The sequence below is a fragment of the Moraxella sp. CTOTU47724 genome (assembly GCF_032014955.1).
Taxonomy (GTDB): domain Bacteria; phylum Pseudomonadota; class Gammaproteobacteria; order Pseudomonadales; family Moraxellaceae; genus Faucicola; species Faucicola tetraodonis.
Genome location: NZ_DALZSV010000002.1, coordinates 19,211 through 39,083, shown reverse-complemented (window position 1 = coordinate 39,083; position 19,873 = coordinate 19,211). Strand labels below are relative to the sequence as shown.

At 46.7% G+C, this 19,873-nt stretch carries 15 protein-coding genes; 12 read left to right on the top strand and 3 right to left on the bottom strand.

The features are described from left to right. The 5 genes from RTR63_RS00850 to RTR63_RS00830 form a co-directional block, all read left to right on the top strand. A partial coding sequence (locus tag RTR63_RS00850; protein WP_312522169.1) for a TolC family protein occupies positions 1-1,554 on the top strand: 1,554 nt, incomplete at its 5' end. Between the two features lie 46 nt (positions 1,555-1,600). Further along, positions 1,601-2,833, top strand: coding sequence for an HlyD family secretion protein (locus RTR63_RS00845; protein ID WP_312522167.1), 1,233 nt, complete (start codon positions 1,601-1,603; stop codon positions 2,831-2,833). 8 nt (positions 2,834-2,841) lie between these two features. Next, a complete protein-coding gene (locus RTR63_RS00840) occupies positions 2,842-4,278 on the top strand; it encodes an ABC transporter permease (protein ID WP_312522165.1) in 1,437 nt (478 codons plus the stop codon). Then, complete coding sequence (locus RTR63_RS00835) at positions 4,278-5,465, top strand: ABC transporter permease (protein ID WP_312522163.1); 1,188 nt, start codon at positions 4,278-4,280, stop codon at positions 5,463-5,465. The genes RTR63_RS00840 and RTR63_RS00835 overlap by 1 nt, the downstream gene beginning before the upstream one ends. A gap of 198 nt (positions 5,466-5,663) precedes the next feature. Beyond that, complete coding sequence (locus RTR63_RS00830) at positions 5,664-7,109, top strand: L-serine ammonia-lyase (protein WP_312522161.1); 1,446 nt, start codon at positions 5,664-5,666, stop codon at positions 7,107-7,109. Positions 7,110-7,159: 50 nt separating this feature from the next. Here RTR63_RS00830 and RTR63_RS00825 read toward each other — a convergent pair whose 3' ends face one another. From RTR63_RS00825 to RTR63_RS00815, 3 genes are all read right to left on the bottom strand, one after another. Then, on the bottom strand, positions 7,160-8,719 hold the full coding sequence (locus tag RTR63_RS00825) for a pyridoxal phosphate-dependent decarboxylase family protein (protein ID WP_312116129.1): 1,560 nt from the start codon (positions 8,717-8,719) through the stop codon (positions 7,160-7,162). Between the two features lie 77 nt (positions 8,720-8,796). Next, positions 8,797-9,366 (bottom strand): nucleotidyltransferase family protein, encoded by a 570-nt coding sequence (locus tag RTR63_RS00820; protein WP_007117375.1) that lies wholly within the window; start codon positions 9,364-9,366, stop codon positions 8,797-8,799. An 83-nt stretch (positions 9,367-9,449) separates the two neighbouring features. After that, the gene (locus RTR63_RS00815) at positions 9,450-10,814 is read right to left on the bottom strand and encodes a diaminobutyrate--2-oxoglutarate transaminase (RefSeq protein WP_312522159.1); all 1,365 of its coding nucleotides are present in this window, start codon (positions 10,812-10,814) and stop codon (positions 9,450-9,452) included. An 852-nt stretch (positions 10,815-11,666) separates the two neighbouring features. Here RTR63_RS00815 and RTR63_RS00810 point away from each other — a divergent pair. The 7 genes from RTR63_RS00810 to moaA are packed head-to-tail and all read left to right on the top strand — an operon-like array spanning position 11,667 to position 19,845. After that, positions 11,667-12,281, top strand: a complete 615-nt coding sequence (locus RTR63_RS00810; protein ID WP_312522157.1) for a 2Fe-2S iron-sulfur cluster-binding protein — start codon at positions 11,667-11,669, stop codon at positions 12,279-12,281. Further along, positions 12,278-13,321 carry an FAD binding domain-containing protein gene (locus RTR63_RS00805; RefSeq protein WP_312522155.1) on the top strand — a complete coding sequence of 348 codons (1,044 nt, stop codon included), beginning with the start codon at positions 12,278-12,280 and terminating at the stop codon, positions 13,319-13,321. The genes RTR63_RS00810 and RTR63_RS00805 overlap by 4 nt, the downstream gene beginning before the upstream one ends. After that, positions 13,318-15,741 (top strand): molybdopterin cofactor-binding domain-containing protein, encoded by a 2,424-nt coding sequence (locus tag RTR63_RS00800; protein WP_312522153.1) that lies wholly within the window; start codon positions 13,318-13,320, stop codon positions 15,739-15,741. The genes RTR63_RS00805 and RTR63_RS00800 overlap by 4 nt, the downstream gene beginning before the upstream one ends. Before the next feature lie 21 nt (positions 15,742-15,762). Continuing rightward, positions 15,763-16,857: an XdhC family protein gene (locus RTR63_RS00795; RefSeq protein ID WP_099807440.1), complete on the top strand. Its 1,095-nt coding sequence runs from the start codon at positions 15,763-15,765 to the stop codon at positions 16,855-16,857. Continuing rightward, positions 16,841-17,542, top strand: coding sequence for an NTP transferase domain-containing protein (locus RTR63_RS00790; protein WP_312522150.1), 702 nt, complete (start codon positions 16,841-16,843; stop codon positions 17,540-17,542). The genes RTR63_RS00795 and RTR63_RS00790 overlap by 17 nt, the downstream gene beginning before the upstream one ends. A 9-nt stretch (positions 17,543-17,551) precedes the next feature. Continuing rightward, the gene (locus tag RTR63_RS00785; protein WP_312522148.1) at positions 17,552-18,838 is read left to right on the top strand and encodes a molybdopterin molybdotransferase MoeA; all 1,287 of its coding nucleotides are present in this window, start codon (positions 17,552-17,554) and stop codon (positions 18,836-18,838) included. Positions 18,839-18,840: 2 nt separating this feature from the next. After that, on the top strand, positions 18,841-19,845 hold the full coding sequence (gene moaA / locus RTR63_RS00780) for a GTP 3',8-cyclase MoaA (protein WP_312522146.1): 1,005 nt from the start codon (positions 18,841-18,843) through the stop codon (positions 19,843-19,845). Positions 19,846-19,873: the final 28 nt, after the last annotated feature.

The following is a 19,873-nucleotide window of genomic DNA, read 5'->3' as shown; positions in this document are numbered from 1 at the left end:
AATGCTAGCCCTGCCACCGACGCACCATCAGCAGACACGCCATCGAAAAAAACCGCGACCCGCGCCAATGAAGTCAAAGGTGGCAAAGTAGCTGGGCTCAGCTACGATCCTACTATCAATAATGGGGTGCCTTATCCGCCAAGTTATGGCCTAGATGTGCCCAGTAATTTGACACTGGCACAAGCGCAGCAGTACCTAGTCAAAGTATCACCCAAAGTCGCGGCTGACAATGCGGCAATCGTGAGTAATGAGCTGCGAGCTGAGTCAACCAAAGGCTTAAACAAACCGATTGTGTATCTGGGTGCCAGTGCTACGCATGTACATGTGGATGACAATATAGATACCACGGGCATTAAAAACAACCTAGCCAATCCCATTGACAATGCAGTCAATAACAATATTGGCAGTTTGCCCATCACCTTGCCACTGCCTACCACGCCTGCAGATATCGGTGGCTTAATCACCGACCCGATTCCCAATAGCATCCCTGTCAATATCGGCAAGAACAACACATCAGCCAATATTACGGTGCTATGGTCTGCTTATAACGGACACAAAACCGAAGCAGTGACCAGTTTGCTCAATGGTATGACCGATGAAAGCCGTGCCGATGCTGATTTGTCACTGGATGAACAATACACCACGCTTACCAAACGCTATTTTCAAACCCAGCTTGCCATCATGGCAGCTTATCTACGCGCCGATGCACTCAATGCGATTCGTGCCACCGACCATGCCGCACAGCGCGCACTCGATGTGGGGCTGATTTCAAAAGTCGAGCGTTTGGAAGCCAAAAAAGCCTTAGCCGATGCTGAATACGAAAATAGCAAAGCGCTGAACGATGCTGAGCTTGCCATGACCGCGCTACAGCGATTACTGCGGACGCCGTATTTTATCAAACCGACATCGCCTTTATTTGTATCCACCAAGCCGTTGCCGCCGCTGAGTTATTTTCAGCAGCAGGCTAAAATGCATCACCCAGGGTTTGATAAGGTTGCCGCCAAATACAACCAAGCCAAAGCGCTGCATGAATTTAGTGAATCCGCCTACAAACCCAATGTCACCGTCTTTGGTCGCTCGGAAATCGACGCTGACCCAAATTGGATTGCTGGGGTGTCTGCCAACTGGAAATTGTGGGGTGGGGTAGATCGCCGCATTAGTACCCAATCTAGCCTTGCCAAGCTGCACCAAGCCGAATTTAGCCAAGTCGATGTCAATGATAATATTATGTTGTTGGTAGAAAAAAATTGGCAAACAGTCAACAATGCACGCGATAATTTTATTGCCTTAAATACCAATATTGAACTTGCCAGTGAGATGCTACGCTTTCGTCAGCTCGGCTTTAAAGAAGGCGTCAACACGGCCGTAGAAGTGATGCAAGCCGAAGCGAATTTGGAAAAAGCCAAAACCGAGCAAGCCAAAGCGGCAAATGATTATGTACAGGCAATGGCAGACTTGATGCAAAGCTGCGGTACGCCGCTAGAGTTTAACCGTTATATGCAGGCAGCGGACGTCAAGCTACCCGCGATTTATTTTGAACATCGTAAAAACTAATCAATTATTTTAACCCGTGTCTTTATTTCACCAGTAGGCTTACCGTATGGCTGATCCACAAAACCCAACACCAGACAATGCGATGGACAACGCTAAAGACAACGCTAAAGACAACACTTTGGACAGCGCTGCGGATAATGCGAATGCAGCGATGAACGCTCAAGCTGCCCAAGCTGCTGATGAGCCGCACGCAGAGGACAGCCTGGCAGCCGCTACGACGGATAGCCGTTACATGCCGCCTACCAAAAAACCCAGTAAAATCCGCACCATCATTATAGCTTTGATTATCCTTGGGCTGATTGGACTGGTCGCGTGGGGACTAATCAAAGACAAGCGCGAAACGCGCAGCGCGCCTGTGACCATCCAAGGGCATATGGAAGTAGAGCAAACGCCTGTCGCTGCCAAAGTTGCCGGTCGTATTGCCAATATTTATGTCAAAGAAGGCGATGAAATTAGCGTCGGCACACGCCTGATTGATATGGATAGCCCGGAAATCAATGCCAAGGTCGAACAAGCACAAGCAGGCAAAGAGTTAGCCCAAAGTCAACTGGACAAAGCCAACAATGGCGCAAGACCGCAAGAGATTGAAATGGCAAAATACCAGTACGATGTTGCCCAATCCGCGGCTGACCTTGCCAAAGTCACCTACGAACGTATCAACCGACTCGCAGCAGAAGGCTTGATGTCACGGCAAAAACGTGACGAAGCCTATACCAACTATGTCGCCAGTGTCGATAAAGCCAAAATCGCCAAAGCCCAATATGAGTTAGCCAAAACAGGCGCGCGCAGTGAAGATAAAACCGCCGCGCAAGCGCAAGTCAGCCAAGTAGAAGCCAAGCTTAAAGAAGCGATGGTTGCCAAAGAAGAAGCCAATCTTAAAAGTCCGATTGCGGGTATCGTGGACAACGTGATTGTCAAATCAGGTCAAGTGGTTGGACAGGGCGTACCACTGATGACCATTGTTAACCCCAAAGACCAATGGGTCGTGCTTAACGTTACCGAAAATAACCTAAACCATTTTGCAGTCGGTAGTGAATTTAGCGGTACTGTCCCTGCGTTATCGGTCAACAATCAGCCTTACCGCCAAGTGTTTAAAGTGTACGCAAGTTCCGTGCTATCAGATTTTGCCACGTGGCGCCCGACCAACAGCAAAGACGGCTTTGATATGCGTACCTTTGAGATTCGCGCGCGCCCGAGCCAGTCAGATACACGCCTAAGACAGGGCATGACCGTATTGGTTGATATACCGGCAAGCCGTCAGCCAACCCAAACACAATGAAGTCAACTATGGCATCAAAATCGACATCAAAACTGACATCAAAATTGACCTCAAACAAGGGCTCTAAACCGTCACCGATATCGTCCACTGTGCCAAATGCTAGTGACAGTGTCAGTGCTAGTGACAGCGCTAGGGCTAGTGACAATGACCATCAGCGTCATGCGTATGCGCAGTTTGATAACCGCTCAGGCTTTGTGCAATTCTTTGCGGCGTTTTGGTACAGTGCGCGCCGTGAATGGGATTTTTTGGTGCAAAATCGCTGGGATTTTTCCTTGATGTTTTGGATGCCCATTGTGCTGATATTTTTGGTCTGGTGGATTTTTAGCAAAGGTATGGCAGTCGGGATTCCGATTGCGGTCATAGACAATGACCACTCCGCGCAATCTGCGACGATTATCCGTTATATTGATGCGACGCCTGAAGTTGCGGTGGTCAAAAGTCTTCATAGTGCCGCTGCCGCCCAACAAGCCATCGAGACTACCGATGTCATGGCGGTGGTTGAAATCCCAGAGAATTTTTCAACCAATCTACTGGCTGGCAAAACCTCGCGCTTGCTACTCAATGTCAATGCCCAGTATGGCACGCATTCAGGCATGATACAGAAAGCGGTACAGACAGCAGTCACTACCTTTTCGGCAGGGGCAGAGATGCAGCGGCGAGTCGCCATTGGCGAAGATGTCACCCTGACCAAAACCAGTTATGCACCGATACAATCGCAAAGTGTGGCACTGTTTAATACTGCCAATAATTATCAGCAATTTCTGGCAGTCACTGTGGTACCAGCCTTGCTACATATTTTGTCAATGGTGATTGGGGCTTCAACTGTCGGGCGAGAGCTGGTCGACAAGACGTTAGGTGAATGGTATCAGTCGCTAACACCCCCCAAATTTGCCAGTAACCGCCTCTCTAACCCCAGCAATCCTGTCACACTGGGGCACGAAAAACCTAAGCTATCGCTGATTATCGCAGGGCTCAATGGCAAATTAATTTGGGCGATGTTTGCCTATACGCTTTGGGCAGCGGTGGCATTGACCTTGGTGATGCAAATCTTCCCCATTCGTTTGGCATCCGTAGCGATTACTTATCTGATATTTTTAATGTTTATGATGGTGTCGTTCTGGCTTGGGGTGATTGTCACGGTAGGTACGTTTTCGTATCGTCAAGGCTTGTCATTTACCGGATTTATCTCCGCGCCGTCATTTGCTTTTTCAGGGGTGACATTTCCATTTTTGGCGATGAGTCCTGCCGCGCAGCGTTGGGCAAATGCCCTGCCATTAACCCATTATCTCAACTTGCAAACCACCCAATTACAAATGGGCGCACCGCCATCGTTTGCCTATAGCAGCTTTATCGGATTTTTTATTGCCGTCATGATTACCTTGTTGTTAGCCGCATTGTTGACCAAAAAGGCCTTGCTGAAGCCTGAAAAATGGGGGCAACGCTGATGCCCTCCCAGACAACGCCCAGCAAAGTCGACGTAAGCAAAACTGCCAACATTTGGGAGCGCGGTTTTTTGTTGCAAGTTTTGCATGTATGGCGCAGCGTGTTTCAAGATAAAGGGGTGCTCACTATGCTACTGATTGCCCCGGTTATTTATGGCTTTTTTTACCCGTGGCCGTATTCAAAAGAAGTGGTGCGTCATGTTCCTGTGGCAGTGGTGGATTATGACCATTCAAGTTTATCGCAGACCATTATCAGCTACGCCCAAGCCAATCCGCGCATCCAAAGCACCATTGTAAACGATGAAAACAGTGCCAAGCAGCTGATGTGGCAAGGCAAAATTGCAGGCTACATGGTGATACCCTCAGGGCTGTATCAAAAAGTGACCACAGGACAACCTGCCAAGGTGAGTATCCTTGCCAACGGTAACTATTTTTTGCTCAATAAACAAGTACAAACGGGGTTTTTAGAAGTCATCGGCACCGTGTCCGCAGGGGCGAAAGTACAAAAAAATGTTGCCATCGGGCAAGACATCACGGTTGCCAAAAACAATATTTCCCCGGTTGCGCTGACGATTAATCCGTTATACAACCGTACCGAAGGCTATGGTAGCTACATTGTCCCTGCGGTTGCGATATTGATTCTGCAGCAGATGTTTTTGATGGGCACGGCAATGCTAGTGGGTACTTGGGCAGAGCAAGACATGCACCGCGCTTCGATAAAAACGTGGCTTGCGCGAATATTGGGGTTGGCGTGTTTTGGTTTTGTGCTCGGCTGTTTTTATTATGGCTGGGTATTTTCCAACAATGATTATATCCGTAACCAAAATCTGGCGGGCTCACTGGTACTGCTTGCCCTGTTTTTCCCTGCGGTAACGGCACTGGGCTGTCTACTTGGGGTGTGGTTTGGGGCGCGAGAACGGGCGATGCAAATCTTGGTCGCAAGTTCAATGCCGATGCTGTTTGTCTCAGGGATTTCGTGGCCGTATCAAATGCTGCCTGAGCCACTGCAGTATTTGCGCTGGGTATTGCCTAGCACCTCGGGGATGAATGCCTCTGTGATGCTCAACCAAATGGGCGTGCCACTGGCGTATGTCAACGTGTATCTCATGGCACTCATGATGATTTTCTTGGTTTGTTTATTGCTGCTACTTTTATTAGCGAGTAAAGAAAGTGAATCGTTAGCAGATTAATCCTTGCCAATGGTTATTTTCTTCCTCATACGGTTACACAGGTGGTTACTTGCCAAATTTGCGATGCGTGTAGCGAGCATCTATCATTTGATAAACTTTTCGATAGCACATTGACACAGATGGGCAATTCGTGGTTATCTAACACAATGGATACAACATAATTGAATTTTTCAACTGATTGGCATATAGGATTTATCAGTGATCAGTATTTTTGATTTATTTAAAATTGGGATTGGACCTTCAAGTTCGCATACCGTCGGACCGATGAAAGCGGCGAACCTGTTCGTTAGCGCATTATCACAGCAGCAGCTACTGACGCAGGTGGACAGGGTGCAAGTCGAGCTGTTTGGTTCGCTCGGCGCGACCGGTAAAGGGCACGGTAGTGATATAGCGGTGATGCTAGGTTTGATGGGAGAGCAACCACAGACGACGGATGTCACCGCTATTTCACAAAAAATTGCCGATATCCAAGCGCAAAACACGCTGTCTCTAAATCAGCAGCATGAGATTAACTTTGTTGCTGACAAGGATTTAATCCTAAATGGTAGGGTATCGCTGCCCCATCATCCCAATGCTTTGACTATCACTGCTTTTACAGGCAATGAAATTGTTTACCAAAATACTTATTATTCAATCGGCGGCGGGTTTGTGCAGACCGAGCAAGAAGCCCGAGCAAAAGAACCGGTGATTGAAAGCGTCAAAAAACCAGTACCTTATCCCTTTAACAACGCCAAAGAATTATTACAAATTTGCCAACACCATCAACTCTCAATCGCCCAGGTCGTTCGAGCCAATGAACTGGCTAACTTGAGTGAAGATGAGCTGCTGGGTGGACTTAACGACATTTGGCAAGTCATGCAAGACTGTGTCAATGATGGTTGTCGCCACGATGGTATTTTGCCAGGGGGCTTACAAGTACAGCGCCGCGCCAAGGCGATTTATCAGCAGTTATCCGCTGCCGATAGCCGAAAAGCGTTTAATGATGCCCTTGCCGTGATGGATTGGGTGAATCTCTATGCCTTGGCAGTTAATGAAGAAAACGCCAGTGGCGGACGCGTGGTGACTGCTCCCACTAATGGTGCAGCAGGCGTGATACCTGCGGTCATGCATTATTATCGAGATTTTTGTCCAAGTTATACGCTGCAGGGGTTACATGATTTTCTGCTAACTGCTGCGGCGATTGGCATCATTATCAAAGAAAACGCCAGCATCTCAGGCGCAGAAGTGGGCTGTCAAGGGGAAGTCGGCTCGGCGTGTGCGATGGCGGCGGCAGGGTTAACCTATGTGCTTGGCGGCAGTCCTGCCCAATGTGCCAATGCTGCCGAAATTGGCATCGAACATCACCTTGGCATGACGTGTGACCCGATTGCGGGGTTGGTCCAAGTGCCTTGTATCGAACGCAATGCCATGGCGGCAGTAAAAGCGATTAATGCCTCAAGGCTTGCGCTTAAAGGCAATGGGCAGCATGTGGTATCGCTTGATAAAGCCATCAAAACCATGAAAGAGACAGGCAGAGATATGATGTCAAAATATAAAGAGACCGCAATGGGCGGGCTTGCTATCAATGTCCTAGATGAGGATTTTGCCGCCCAATCAAATCTGATTCCGACGCTGGATGTGACGGTCAATTACAGTCAATGTTAGTGCTATAGTAAAAAAACCGATTCGCCAAGGAATCGGTTTTTTTGTGCTTATCAATCAATCGCAGGCTGATAATCCCCTGTGATAATACCGTCTTTGATGTCATCGGCTTGCGCCAACACTTGCGCCAATAAGGCTTTGACATTGTCAAGCGTGGCGATGGGGCTTAACGTGGTCATTTTAAGCGATTGCACATCTTGGTTAGCATCCCCTTGCTTTTGGTAACTGACGCGCGTCACGCCGATGTTGGCTTCACCTTTGGCAAATAGCTCATCGGCGACATTTTGGTTTAAGCTATCAATCAACTCAGCCGGGTAGTCTTTGGGTACCACGCGAAATAGCACGGAGGCAAACTGTGGCTCTACCAACAATTCAAGCCCATCAGTCGCTTTGATGTAATCAGCGACTTCGCGGGTCAAATCAACGCCATGGTCAATCATCGAGCCGTATAATTCTTCGCCCAAGGCTTCCACTGTCAGCCATAATTTTAGCGCATCAAAACGGCGCGTGGTCTGTAGCGACTTAGAGACTAGGTTAGGTACGCCATGTTCTTCGTCATACGCAGAGTTCAAATATTCAGCTTCATAATGCATGAAGCGATAGTTGGCTTCCTCTTTGAGCAAAAACGCCCCGCAAGAGATGCTTTGGAAGTAATGTTTGTGGAAGTCGAGTGTGATAGAATCAGCTTGCTCAATACCTGCAAGTTTATCGCGGTAGTTATTCGATAAAATCAGCGCACCGCCCCAAGCGGCATCAATATGAAGCCATGCACCGTACTCATGGGTGAGCTTACGAATCGCAGGAATTGGGTCAATCGCGCCCGCGTCGGTGGTGCCTGCGGTAGCGACCACACAGGCGATGATTTTGCCTTCGTCTTTGAGTTGCGCCATGGTGTGTTCAAGTGCGGCAACATCCATCTGCGCTTGGTCATTGACTGGCACAGTGACCACCGATTGAAAACCCATGCCCATCATTGCCATGTTTTTTTGCACGCTAAAATGCGCGTTTTCTGAGCAGATAACTTTCACTTTTTGCATGGCATCGGCTGGGATACCGTCACGCTGTACCGACCATTCTGACCCATCGTCATTTTTATAGTTTTTAGCGATACACCAATCACGGGCGAGTAACACGCCCATCAAGTTGGATTGGGTGCCCCCTGAGGTGAATACGCCCGCTTGTCCGCTACCAAAACCGACTTTTTGACGTAGCCAATCAATCAGTTGCACTTCCATCAGCGACCCTGCTGGGCTTTGATCCCAAGAGTCCATCGATTGGTTGGTGGCATTGATCAGCACTTCGGCGATTTGGCTTGTGACCATCGTTGGGCAGTGCAAGTGAGCAAGCGAATGTGGGTGATGCACCTTTAAGCTTTTATTAAGAAATAATTCGACTGAACGTTTTAACGCATCTTCCAAGCCAAGTCCTTCTTTTGATGGCTGAAAAGCAATCTCAGCGCGCAGCTGCTTGATACTACCGCCTGTGTACATTTTGTCGTTTTTGAGCCAGTCGGTGACGGCTTGCACGGCAGTGTTCATGTTTTTTTGGTAATCGGCAATGGATTGGCTGTCATTACAAAATAACGCTTGGCGGTGCTGTGATAAGTTTGACATGGTAAGTCCTTGCATTCTTTAAGATAGAGTTAACTATAAATTGTCATTAAACAGAGTGATACGAGCAAATGGTTAATTTATTTTACAAAATTACGCTTATACAGTTGATGATTTACAATATTGGCTTTGGCATCGTTTATATCCCAAATTTGCAATTCCCACGGATAATAAAAATTGCTCGCATTTTTAAAATACACATGCACACCGATATACCCGTCGATATCACGTAAATACCAATTTTTTAGACTGTAATCTGTTTTCCAATCATCCAGTTTTTCCATGATGTTTTTCACATCAGCCGATGGCAAAATTATCCGAGCACCAAAAATATCATTTAAAATATTATTGACTGGGTACTGGTTTTCTCGTGCCAAATAGCGATTGACTTTGTCATAGATGCTTTCAGCCGTTTTAACGCGGTAAAAAAAATCAATATTTTGGGTGTCGGCAAATGCCAAATAATCATTAATCGCTTCATGCAAATTAAGCCGATATGACAAGATAGGCTCAATAGGGACGGTTTTGAGCGTATGTGATAGGTTGATTTTTTGTACCTTGCCTGTTTCGAAATAATCTTGTGAATACTCACCATGAATCCGATTGATTTCTCGAATCAGGCGTTCGGTCTTGGCGATATTGGTTTCCATATTTTACTCAAAATGAAATAAACAGATAATAAAAACGGCAAAGCCACGTCAGTAACTTTACCGTCTTGATAGGCAATAATCAATTACCCACGTACTTTTTGCACGGCTTCAGCCACTGACTTTTTAAAGCGTTCAAGCACCGCATCACATTCTTCTTGAGTGATGTTAATCGGGCAAAGCAAGCGAATGACTGTACCGCCACGACCACCTTTTTCCAGCAGTAACTTGTTGTCAAAACACGCTCTTTGAATCGCGTTTGCCATGTCAATATCAGCAGGATACGAGCCGATACGGTCAGCAGGTTTACGCTCATCGACAATCTCAATACCGGTCATCAAGCCGCGACCGCGCACGTTACCGATACAAGGAAATTCTTGGGCGATTTTTCTGAGTTCATCACGCAAGAATTCACCACGGATGCGCGCATTTTCTGCCAAGTTTTTGCTGCGGATTTCATCCAATACTTGAATCGATGCCGCCATCGCTAGCTGATTGCCACGGAAAGTACCGGTATGACCGGCTGGCGCCCATGCGTCGAATTTTTTGTTGATGGCAAGTACGCATAGTGGCAAGCCACCCCCGACCGCTTTACTCATCACCACCACGTCAGGCACGATGTCGGCATGTTCAAAGGCAAACATTTTGCCTGAGCGCGCAAACCCAGCTTGCACTTCATCCAAAATCAATACGATATCATGCTTAGCGGTCACTTCACGGATTTTCTGTAGCCATTTTTTGGGCGCAGGCACGACACCGCCTTCCCCTTGAATCGCTTCTAGGATGACCGCTGCAGGTTTGACCACGCCGCTTTCAACATCTTCAATAAAGTTTTCAAAGTAGTAAGTCAGCGCATCCACGCCCGCTTCACCCCCTAGACCAAGTGGGCAGCGGTATTCATGCGGATAGGGCATAAACTGTACCCCTGGCATCAAATTGCCCACTTTCTCTTTGGCAGACAAATTGCCAGTCATGGCAAGCGCGCCATGGGTCATACCGTGATAACCACCGCTAAATGCGATAACGTTGTCACGCCCTGTATAAGTTTTTGCCAATTTAATTGCCGCTTCTGTACCGTCAGCACCGGTCGGACCGCAAAATTGCAATACAAAATCTTTTGGGAAAAAAGACAGCAAGGATTCGGTAAATGCATCTTTGACAGGGGTGGTGATATCTAGGGTGTGCAGTGGCAGACCACTTTCTAACACATCATATAAGGCTTGTTTGACGGCTGGGTGGTTGTGACCCAAGGCTAATGTACCAGCACCGGCTAGGCAATCAAGGTAATCATTGCCTTCAACATCGGTGACCCAAATACCTTGGGCTTTGGCAATGGCTAGCGGTAGTTTGCGGGGATAACTACGAACATTAGATTCCATCGTGTTTTGACGAGTTAAGTAATATTCGTTAGTGGCATGAGAAATAGGGTGTACAGGGGTGTGAACGCTCATATCGGATTACCATCTCAGATAAGGGTTTAAGAAAATTTGCTTGTGGCTATCTTTCTCGAACTTGTGAATAACATATCAGTCAGGATGACTGACACCAAAACAAAAACGTTATACCGCAAAACCCCAAAATGCCATGACACTGCACCCAAGACCTAACAATATAACGTTCAAAATTTATGGGGGCATAATACCCTTTTTTTGTGAAAAATACAGTCTTTTTTGCAAAAAATCGGCTCAATCTTTCAAATTGATAACACAGGCTGTATTTTGCGATAACAGAGGCAAAAAATCATGGCAAGCGGTGAGCAAGGTGAGTAATGAGCGGCATAACACCACAAGTAAGTGCGGAAAGTTTGACAATCGTTGACAGTCTATGCGGTATATAAAACTCTGCAGTCAGAATTTCAGTCACGATAATGATAAAAAAATTACCTAGTTAATACCATGTTAATAAATTGTTTGGTACAAAATAGGCAAGTGTCAGCATGCCTAACAAATAATAGCCAAGCTTATACCATCAAAATTTTATAAAAGCTAAATTGCTTATTGAGACTTTTACACGGATAAACATACAAAAGCTGATTAAAAAAATAAAATAAAATAAAATCAATTACCTAGCAAAATAGACTGGCAAAAAAACTAGTAAAAAAATTAGCAAAAGAAACTGCCAAAAAAAAATTACCAAAAAAAAGGATGGCTACATACGCAAAAATAACAAACCCTCCTAATGTTAGCATCATCCTTGCGTAGGCAAGGCATAGCGAATTTTTAGAAATAAGTTTGATAACAGGCGTCAATCCTAGATAACACACTTACCAATAAACCCATAACAACTAGACGAGAAGCAACTTTATGCCACAATCCTTAACACTTACTATCAATCAGCAACAACACACGTTGACGAATCTAGATGTACGTACCACGGTGCTGGATGTCTGTCGCAATCATCTTGGCTTGACAGGCAGCAAAAAAGGCTGTGACCACGGTCAGTGTGGCGCGTGTACCATGCTGATTAACGGTCAGCGGGTCAACAGCTGTCTAACCCTAGCGGTCATGCACGAAGGCGATAGCATCGAAACCATTGAAGGCATTGGCTCACCTGAAGCGCTTGACCCGATTCAACAAGCATTTTTGGAACATGACGCCTTTCAATGTGGTTATTGTACGCCTGGGCAGATTTGCTCGACCAAAGCGATGATTGAAGAACTCCGCCAAAACTGGGCAAGTCATGTGTCGGATGATTTGATGCAGCCTTTATCAAAAGATACAGCACAATTTAAACAACAATTAGATAAAGAAATCTCTGAGCGTATGAGTGGCAATATTTGTCGCTGCTCGGCATACCCCAACATCGTGCGAGCTATTAAACAGGTATTACAAGAAACCGATTTTTCGGCAGAGACAGATAAGGTAACTACTCAGACAGCTCAAACAGCAGCTACTCAGGCTACAGGAGTGTCGCTATGAAAACTTTTGATTATCAGCGCGCCAACTCGGTGGATGACGCCATCAAAATAGCCACTTTAGCTGAGGGGCATATGGCTGAAGCGCAGCGCCCGTTTTTTATCGCTGGGGGTACCAATTTACTTGACTTGATGAAACTCGAAATCGAACAGCCGACGCAGCTGATTGATATTTCACGTTTGCCGCTTAATACAATTGAAGCCACGCCAGAAGGTGGGTTAAAAATCGGCGCTATGGTCAGTAATAGTGAATTAGCGGCTCACCCTGTTATTCGTCAAGATTATGCGGTGCTTGCCCGTGCCTTGTTGTCGGGTGCATCGCCGCAACTGCGTAACAAAGCCAGTACTGGTGGCAATCTACTACAGCGTACCCGTTGTTACTATTTTTATCAGCCTGATAGTCCGTGTAATAAGCGTGAGCCCAATTCTGGCTGCGGGGCAAAAGCAGGTCTTCATCAGAACTTAGCAATTTTAGGCACGAGCGAGCAGTGTATTGCCACCCATCCATCAGATATGGCGGTGGCAATGCGATTACTCGACGCCATCATTGTTATCCAGCAACCCGATGGACAAACCCGGCAAGTGCCTATCGCTGAATTTTATCGCTTACCTGAGCAAACCCCCCATATTGAAACTTGCTTAAATCTAGGTGATTTGATTACCCATATCATTCTACCGCCACCTTTAAAAGGCGTGCATAGCTATGACAAAGTGCGTGACCGTGCCTCATATGCCTTTGCTTTGGTGTCCGTCGCTGCCGTGATTGAGCATGATAATGATATACTCACCAATGTGCGACTTGCATTTGGCGGTATTGGCAGTCAGCCGTGGCGAAATGACGAGATTGAAGAAATACTTATCGGTAGCACGGGCGATGCCGTGAGTATTGAGCTTGCCGTGGCGACCCTATTCAAAGAAGCAAAAACCGATGAACAAACCCAGTACAAGACCGTCCTAGTACAGCGTCTTTTACACCATGTTGTGCAGCGGGCGTTACAACAACCCAATCAATCAAGTCCTTTAAGTAGTGGAGTGAGTGCATGAGCCTAACACAAATTTTTGGCGAATCGCCCCTTGAAAAAAAACTAACCATGGACAAGCCTGTCGAGTCACGGCTAGATACGACCGATAGCAAACTCGTTGGCAAACCACTGAGCCGTATCGAAGGACACCTAAAAGTTGCAGGCAAAGCCACCTATACTGCTGAGCACCAATTTGACGACTTGTGTCACGGTGTCATGGTTGGTGCTACCATCGGTAAAGGCAAGGTAAAAAAAGTACATAAAGATTCCGCTTTACAAGTCGCAGGTGTGATTGGCGTGTTTCATGACCCGCTGTTTTTACGCAACCCGCAACAAGGCGGTGTCAAAATGGCGCCTGTGCAAGGGGCAAGCGAGGTTTTTTATCGTGGACAGCCGATTGCCTTGGTAGTCGCAGAAACCTTAGAGGCGGCTCAAGAAGGCGCGAAGGCGTTACAGATTGACTATGAAAATGATGAAAAACACGGGCATTTTGACTTTAACAAGCAAAAAAAGCATACTCAATTTATTGATTGGGTAACTGATAAAAGTGACGACATTGGCAAACCTGAAAAAACGCTTAAGCAAGCAGAAGTCAAAGTCGATGTGACTTATACCACGCCAAGCCAAAGTAACATGCCGATGGAACCGCACAGTTCGTTGGCGCGTTGGTTTGAGGGTAAGCTAACCCTTTATACCTCTAACCAAATGCTTGCCTCTTCCAAAATACAACTTGCCAAAGCCTTAGATATACCGGAAGACGATGTCCGTTTGCTATCGCCCTATGTTGGTGGTGGGTTTGGCTCAAAACTGGGTATTTCACCAGAGTCGGTGATGGCAGCCATTGCGGCTAAAGACTTAAAACGCCCCGTACTGGTGAACATGACCCGACCGCAAGTCATGGAAACTACCGTCAGACGCACCAACACTGAACAACGGGTGGCATTGGGGGCGGATAAAGATGGCAAAATCCATACCATTATCCATAATAGCATTGTCACCAATTTACCTTCAGAAACGTTTTTTGAGCCAGTGGCGGTCTCTACCCACTTTTTGTATGGCGGTGACAATCGCCAAATCAAATACGAAATGGCGCGCATGAATTTTACCTTAACAGGCTCTATGCGTGCCCCTGGCGAAGCAGTGGGTCAGTTGGCACTCGAATGTGCCATGGACGAACTGGCGCATGCGTTAAAGCTGTGCCCAATCGAACTGCGAAAACGCAATGAACCGAGCGAAGACCCAAGCAAAAAAATTCCCTACAGCACCCGAAAATTGCTGGCGTGTATGGAGCAGGGGGCAAAAGCCTTTGGATGGGATGAACGCCCACAAACGCCCGCAAGTCGCCTTGAGGGCGATTGGCTGATTGGCTATGGGATGGCGTGCGCCGCGCGTAGCAACGAATTAAAACCCTCGCAAGCCCGTGTGAGCCTGTTGCCTTCTGAAAAACCGCTTGGGGTCATGGCTCGTATCGAAACTGACATGACTGACATCGGTACAGGTAGCTATACTATTTTTGCGCAGGTGGTTGCCGATATGCTGGGCTTACCGATTGACCATGTCGAGGTCAAACTTGGCGATACCGATTTGCCGCCGGCTGCAGGGTCAGGCGGTAGCTGGGGAGCTTCAAGTGCTGGTAGTTCTATTTATCTAGCGTGTGAAGCGCTACGAGAAAAGATTGCCCAAAGTGTGGGACTACATGCCGATAGCATTGGCTTTAAACAAGGCAATCTATATAGACAATTTGAGCATGACCCTAGCCTAGCTGAAAAAATTGGCGAAAAAATTAACCACACGTTAACCGATACGTTGGATAAACTAGCAGAAAAAACAGGGTTTAATTCTGAGGTCTCTATGGACCACCAAGATAATGTACTCGATTGGGAACAAGTCGATACCCAGTTACCGCTGAGCAGTTTTTTGCAGCAATATGCCCCTCATGGCTTGGTAGCTAATGGTGAAATCGAACCTGGTAAAACCAAAAAAGAATACCGCCATGCAGGCTATGGCGCACAGTTCGCTGAAGTCGGGGTACACCGGGTAACGGGTGAAATTCGGGTTCGCCGTATGCAAGGCACATTTGCTGCAGGGCGTATTTTAAATGAAAAAACAGCGCGCTCGCAGTGCTTTGGTGGGATGGTGTTTGGTATAGGGGCAGCCTTGATGGAGCAAATTCACCATGATAAACGTGACGGTCGTCTATGTAATCATGATTTAGCCGAATATCAAGTGTGTGTGAATGCCGATGTGCCTGACTTAGAGGTAATAATGTTACCCGAAACTGACCCCTATGCCAACCCGCTCCACAGCAAAGGCATAGGCGAATTGGCATTATCAGGGGCAGGGGCAGCCATTGCCAATGCAATTTTTAATGCCACAGGCGTTAGAGTACGAGACTACCCCATTACTTTGGATAAACTGCTGTACCAGTTGCCATTACTGTAATCGGCTACACTGTCATTTGCTATGAACCATTTGTTTGATATTTTTGATACCCTTGAGCAGTTACCGCCCAACAGTGAGGCGGTACTAGCCACAGTGGTGAGTGTCGAAGGGTCAGCCTATCGGCAACCTGGTGCTAGAATGTTGATTTTAGCCGATGGTCAATCCATAGGCATGGTGAGTGGCGGTTGTCTTGAAAAACACTTGGTTCAGCGAGCCTTCTGGCTCACGCGAGATGGGGCAACGCTCAAAACCTATCATACCGCAACCGATAGTCAGTTATCACAAGATGGGGTAGCTGATGACAGTGATGAACAAGAAGGCTTTGGGCTCGGCTGTCAAGGCGTCATTCAAGTATTATTTGAACGTCTGGTTTTGAATGAGCAATCTGTATTATTTGCCTGTTTTCAGCAATTAAAACAGACAAAGCAACAACAAACACTGGCTACAGTTATCGCCTCAAACTCAGATGAGTTTGTGGTTGGACAGCATCTGCCTTTGACACAGTTGTCGCAATTGGGTCAACAAGACTGGCAATTGGTTAATCAAAGCGCTGCCAGCCGTAAAAGTCGATTTATGCTGCATGTTTATCAAAAACAATCGCAACAACTGAGCGTCTTTGTAGAAACGCTACAACCGCCACTACAGTTATTAATTTTTGGGGCGGGGCAAGATTGTTTACCCTTGATGACCATGGCAAATTTACAAGGCTGGCAGGTGACGGTGATTGATAGTCGTTTGGATGCGATTGCCCGTTGTCGCGGGCAGGCTCACGCCAATTTTGTGCAGATTGCCCTTGATGAGGCTGAGTCTGTGCAGACTTTTTTTGAGTCACCGCAGCCGACCGCTGTGGTGATAATGACCCATAGTCTGAGTCAAGACAGAGTATGGCTCAGCCAAGCCTTTAAAGCCCAAAATTCACCTTTTTTTATTGGGCAATTAGGGCCAACCTATCGCACTGAGCAGTTGCTTGGTGAGATTGACGATGGTTATCAACTGGTGAAACCTGCTAATTTGTTCTATCCTGTGGGTTTAGCGCTCGGTGGGGATACGCCCGAAGCGGTAGCTTTATCTATCACTGCCCAAATTCAACAGGTATATCATGAGCGTCATTCATAGCATTCATCCTAGCAATTTAACCGTGGTGATTTTGGCGGCAGGATTGAGCCAGCGTCTTGGTTTTGCCAAGCAGCTGATTGTAAAAAATCATCAAACCTTGCTGGCTGAAAAAATTCAACTGGCACGCCAATTGCAGCCTTATCAAGTGTTGGTGGTTTTGCCAAAACTTGATAACCCAATATCTAAAGCGTTATACAATGAAGTTGCACCATTTGCCGTCACAGTCGTTGATAATCCCACGCCGCAAACAGGGATGGCGCAATCGATTCAGTATGCAATGACAACATTACAACAACAGTCAGTAAGTGCTGCGATGCGAATTTTGTTTTTGACTGTTGACCAAGTGGCACTAACCCTCGATGATTTGACGCTATTAAGCCAAAATGTTGAGAACCATCAGCTGATTGTGAGTGAGTATGGTGATAACAATCGACCAATTTGGGGGATTCCCGTCAATTTACCTTGGGGGTTTTTGCAACAATTTGGTCATCAGTTGCAAGGCGATAAAGGTTTTCGGGCGTTATGGCAACATCAAACCGCTATCGTTTCGCCCACCGACGGTACGGTTTATCAGCTTTATCCAATACCGCTACCGCATTTAAACCAAGATATTGATACTTTAGAACAATTTGAGCAGCTAAAAACAGCCTATCAGCTTTTGCCGCCGACCCAACATTCTAATTGAGACAACCTGATGATTTCTGTCAATGAACTAAAACAAGCGATTAATGAGCGCCTAGAGAATTATTTAACGTCGCGTCTAGGCGAGGTAAAGACGATAACAGTGGGTTTGTTGGAGGCGCAAAACCACATTTTAGCCCAAGATATTGCCGCATCCTTTGATATTCCCCGCCAAAATCTATCATCCATGGACGGTTTTGCGATTGCTACGGGTAGCTATCTTGACCATGATAGCCAACTTGAAATCATCGGTGAATCGGGGGCAGGTAAACCTTTTAATGGTCGTTTGCGACCCAATCAAGGCGTGCGAATTTTTACCGGCGCGGTGGTGCCAAATGACTGCGACACGGTGGTGATGCAGGAAGATACCAACCTTAGCGACATTCAACACAGTTTGGATAACAGCCAAGCCTATCATATTCGCTTGACCCAAACCGCTAAGGTGGGCGCAAATATTCGCCGCCAAGGCGAGGAAGTGCAAGCAGGCGAAACTGTTTTAACGATTGGAAAACGCCTAAATCCCACCGATATCAGCTTACTTGCTAATTTAGGCGTGGATAGCGTGCAGGTATTTCAGCCACTCACGGTTGGTATCATTGCCACTGGCGATGAGCTGGTCGACGTGGGGCAACCGCTGGTAACGCTTGCCCAAATTTATAATTCCAACACGCCCACGCTAAAAGCGTTATTAAAACAGTTGCCGATTGCGATTCAAGATTATGGCATTGTCCCTGACAACCTTGAAACCACTCGCCGCACTGTTCAGCAAGCGATAGCCGAATGTGATGTGATTATTTCTACTGCGGGTGTATCGGTGGGCGATTATGATTTTTTAACCCAAGTTATTCAGGCGCTTGGCAAAATTCACCATTACAAAGTGGCGATGAAACCAGGTAAACCTTTTATATTTGGGGAATTTGAGCAAGATAAAAAAACGGTCATGTATTTTGGGTTACCCGGCAATCCGCTATCTACCGTGGTATGCTGCCTTAATTTTGTCCAACCCGCGCTGTGGCAACTATCGGGCGTGATACAATCAGATATCCCAAAACCGCTGCAACTGTTTGCTAAAACCACCCATGACATCAACAAGCGAGCAGGACGCCAAGATTATCAGCGAGCGATTTTTTGCCAAAATGAAGACGGCAATTTTAGCGTAACGCCTTTATCTGCCCAAGACTCCCACCGTGTAAAACAGCTTAGCCACGCCAATTGCTTGCTTGTATTGCCCCAAGATAATGCAGGGGTAAAAGCAGGCGAAATAGTGACGGTTCAGCCGTTTAGTTGGAATTTTAGCTAACGATGACTCCGCAACATTCTTCATTAAATTTGGTGGACAATTTTCATCGCCAGTTAAGCTATTTACGCCTGTCGATTACCGATTTTTGCAACTTTCGCTGTCATTACTGTCTGCCCGATGGCTATACTGCCAACGCGGGTAAACGGCCTGACAACGAGCTTTCTGTATCCGAAATCGATGTTTTAATACAAGCCTTTGCCAAACTAGGTACCACCAAAGTGCGGCTGACGGGGGGTGAGCCATCGATTCGACAAGATTTACCGCGCATCATCGAACTTGCCAAACAGACCCAAGGCATCCAAACAGTGGCGGTTAGCTCCAATGGCTATCGGCTTGCCAAGCATTTATCCGATTGGCAAACGGCAGGGCTAAATCAGCTTAACATCAGTATCGACAGCTTTGACCCCACCATTTTTAAACAAATCACCGGCTTTGATATATTGCCAACGCTGCTAAAAGACATGGATAAATTGCTAGCAACCACCGATATTAAGCTAAAACTCAACGGTATTTTGATGGCAGACACCGCCTTTGATAACTTGCAATCTGTATTAAGTTTTGTCAAAAATCGCCCTGTCACTTACCGTTTTATTGAGTTTATGCAAACTTCGGATAATAAAGCTTTGTTTTTTGCCCAACATAGCAGTGGTCAGCGTATCAAAGATTTTTTGCTAGAAAATGGTTGGCAATCCCAACGCCGAGCAAGCGATGCAGGCCCTGCGATTGAATATCGCCATGCCGATTATGTCGGTGGCATTGGGCTGATTGAGCCTTACGCCCCGCAGTTCTGCGACAGTTGTAATCGCCTGCGAGTGAGTAGCCAAGGCAAAGTACATTTGTGTTTGTTTGATAATGGCAGTTATGATGTGCGAGCGTTTTTGGCAAATGGCGATGTCGATGGATTGGTTCATGCCTTGCAAAGCTTAATGCCGATTAAGCCCGAGCATCATTTACTCAAGCAAAACGACAGTGGTATCATGGCGAATTTGTCGATGATTGGCGGCTAATCGATGGCGGGTTTTTTGAAAATATAAA

What these genes read in the sequence shown, in the direction of transcription:
- RTR63_RS00845 (WP_312522167.1), top strand. Translation starts at nt 1,601, where the DNA reads ATGGCTGATCCACAAAACCCAACACCAGACAATGCGATGGACAACGCT.
- RTR63_RS00840 (WP_312522165.1), top strand. Translation starts at nt 2,842, where the DNA reads ATGGCATCAAAATCGACATCAAAACTGACATCAAAATTGACCTCAAAC.
- RTR63_RS00835 (WP_312522163.1), top strand. Translation starts at nt 4,278, where the DNA reads ATGCCCTCCCAGACAACGCCCAGCAAAGTCGACGTAAGCAAAACTGCC.
- RTR63_RS00825 (WP_312116129.1), bottom strand. Translation starts at nt 8,719, where the DNA reads ATGTCAAACTTATCACAGCACCGCCAAGCGTTATTTTGTAATGACAGC.
- RTR63_RS00820 (WP_007117375.1), bottom strand. Translation starts at nt 9,366, where the DNA reads ATGGAAACCAATATCGCCAAGACCGAACGCCTGATTCGAGAAATCAAT.
- RTR63_RS00815 (WP_312522159.1), bottom strand. Translation starts at nt 10,814, where the DNA reads ATGAGCGTTCACACCCCTGTACACCCTATTTCTCATGCCACTAACGAA.
- RTR63_RS00810 (WP_312522157.1), top strand. Translation starts at nt 11,667, where the DNA reads ATGCCACAATCCTTAACACTTACTATCAATCAGCAACAACACACGTTG.
- RTR63_RS00805 (WP_312522155.1), top strand. Translation starts at nt 12,278, where the DNA reads ATGAAAACTTTTGATTATCAGCGCGCCAACTCGGTGGATGACGCCATC.
- RTR63_RS00800 (WP_312522153.1), top strand. Translation starts at nt 13,318, where the DNA reads ATGAGCCTAACACAAATTTTTGGCGAATCGCCCCTTGAAAAAAAACTA.
- RTR63_RS00795 (WP_099807440.1), top strand. Translation starts at nt 15,763, where the DNA reads ATGAACCATTTGTTTGATATTTTTGATACCCTTGAGCAGTTACCGCCC.
- RTR63_RS00790 (WP_312522150.1), top strand. Translation starts at nt 16,841, where the DNA reads ATGAGCGTCATTCATAGCATTCATCCTAGCAATTTAACCGTGGTGATT.
- RTR63_RS00785 (WP_312522148.1), top strand. Translation starts at nt 17,552, where the DNA reads ATGATTTCTGTCAATGAACTAAAACAAGCGATTAATGAGCGCCTAGAG.
- moaA (WP_312522146.1), top strand. Translation starts at nt 18,841, where the DNA reads ATGACTCCGCAACATTCTTCATTAAATTTGGTGGACAATTTTCATCGC.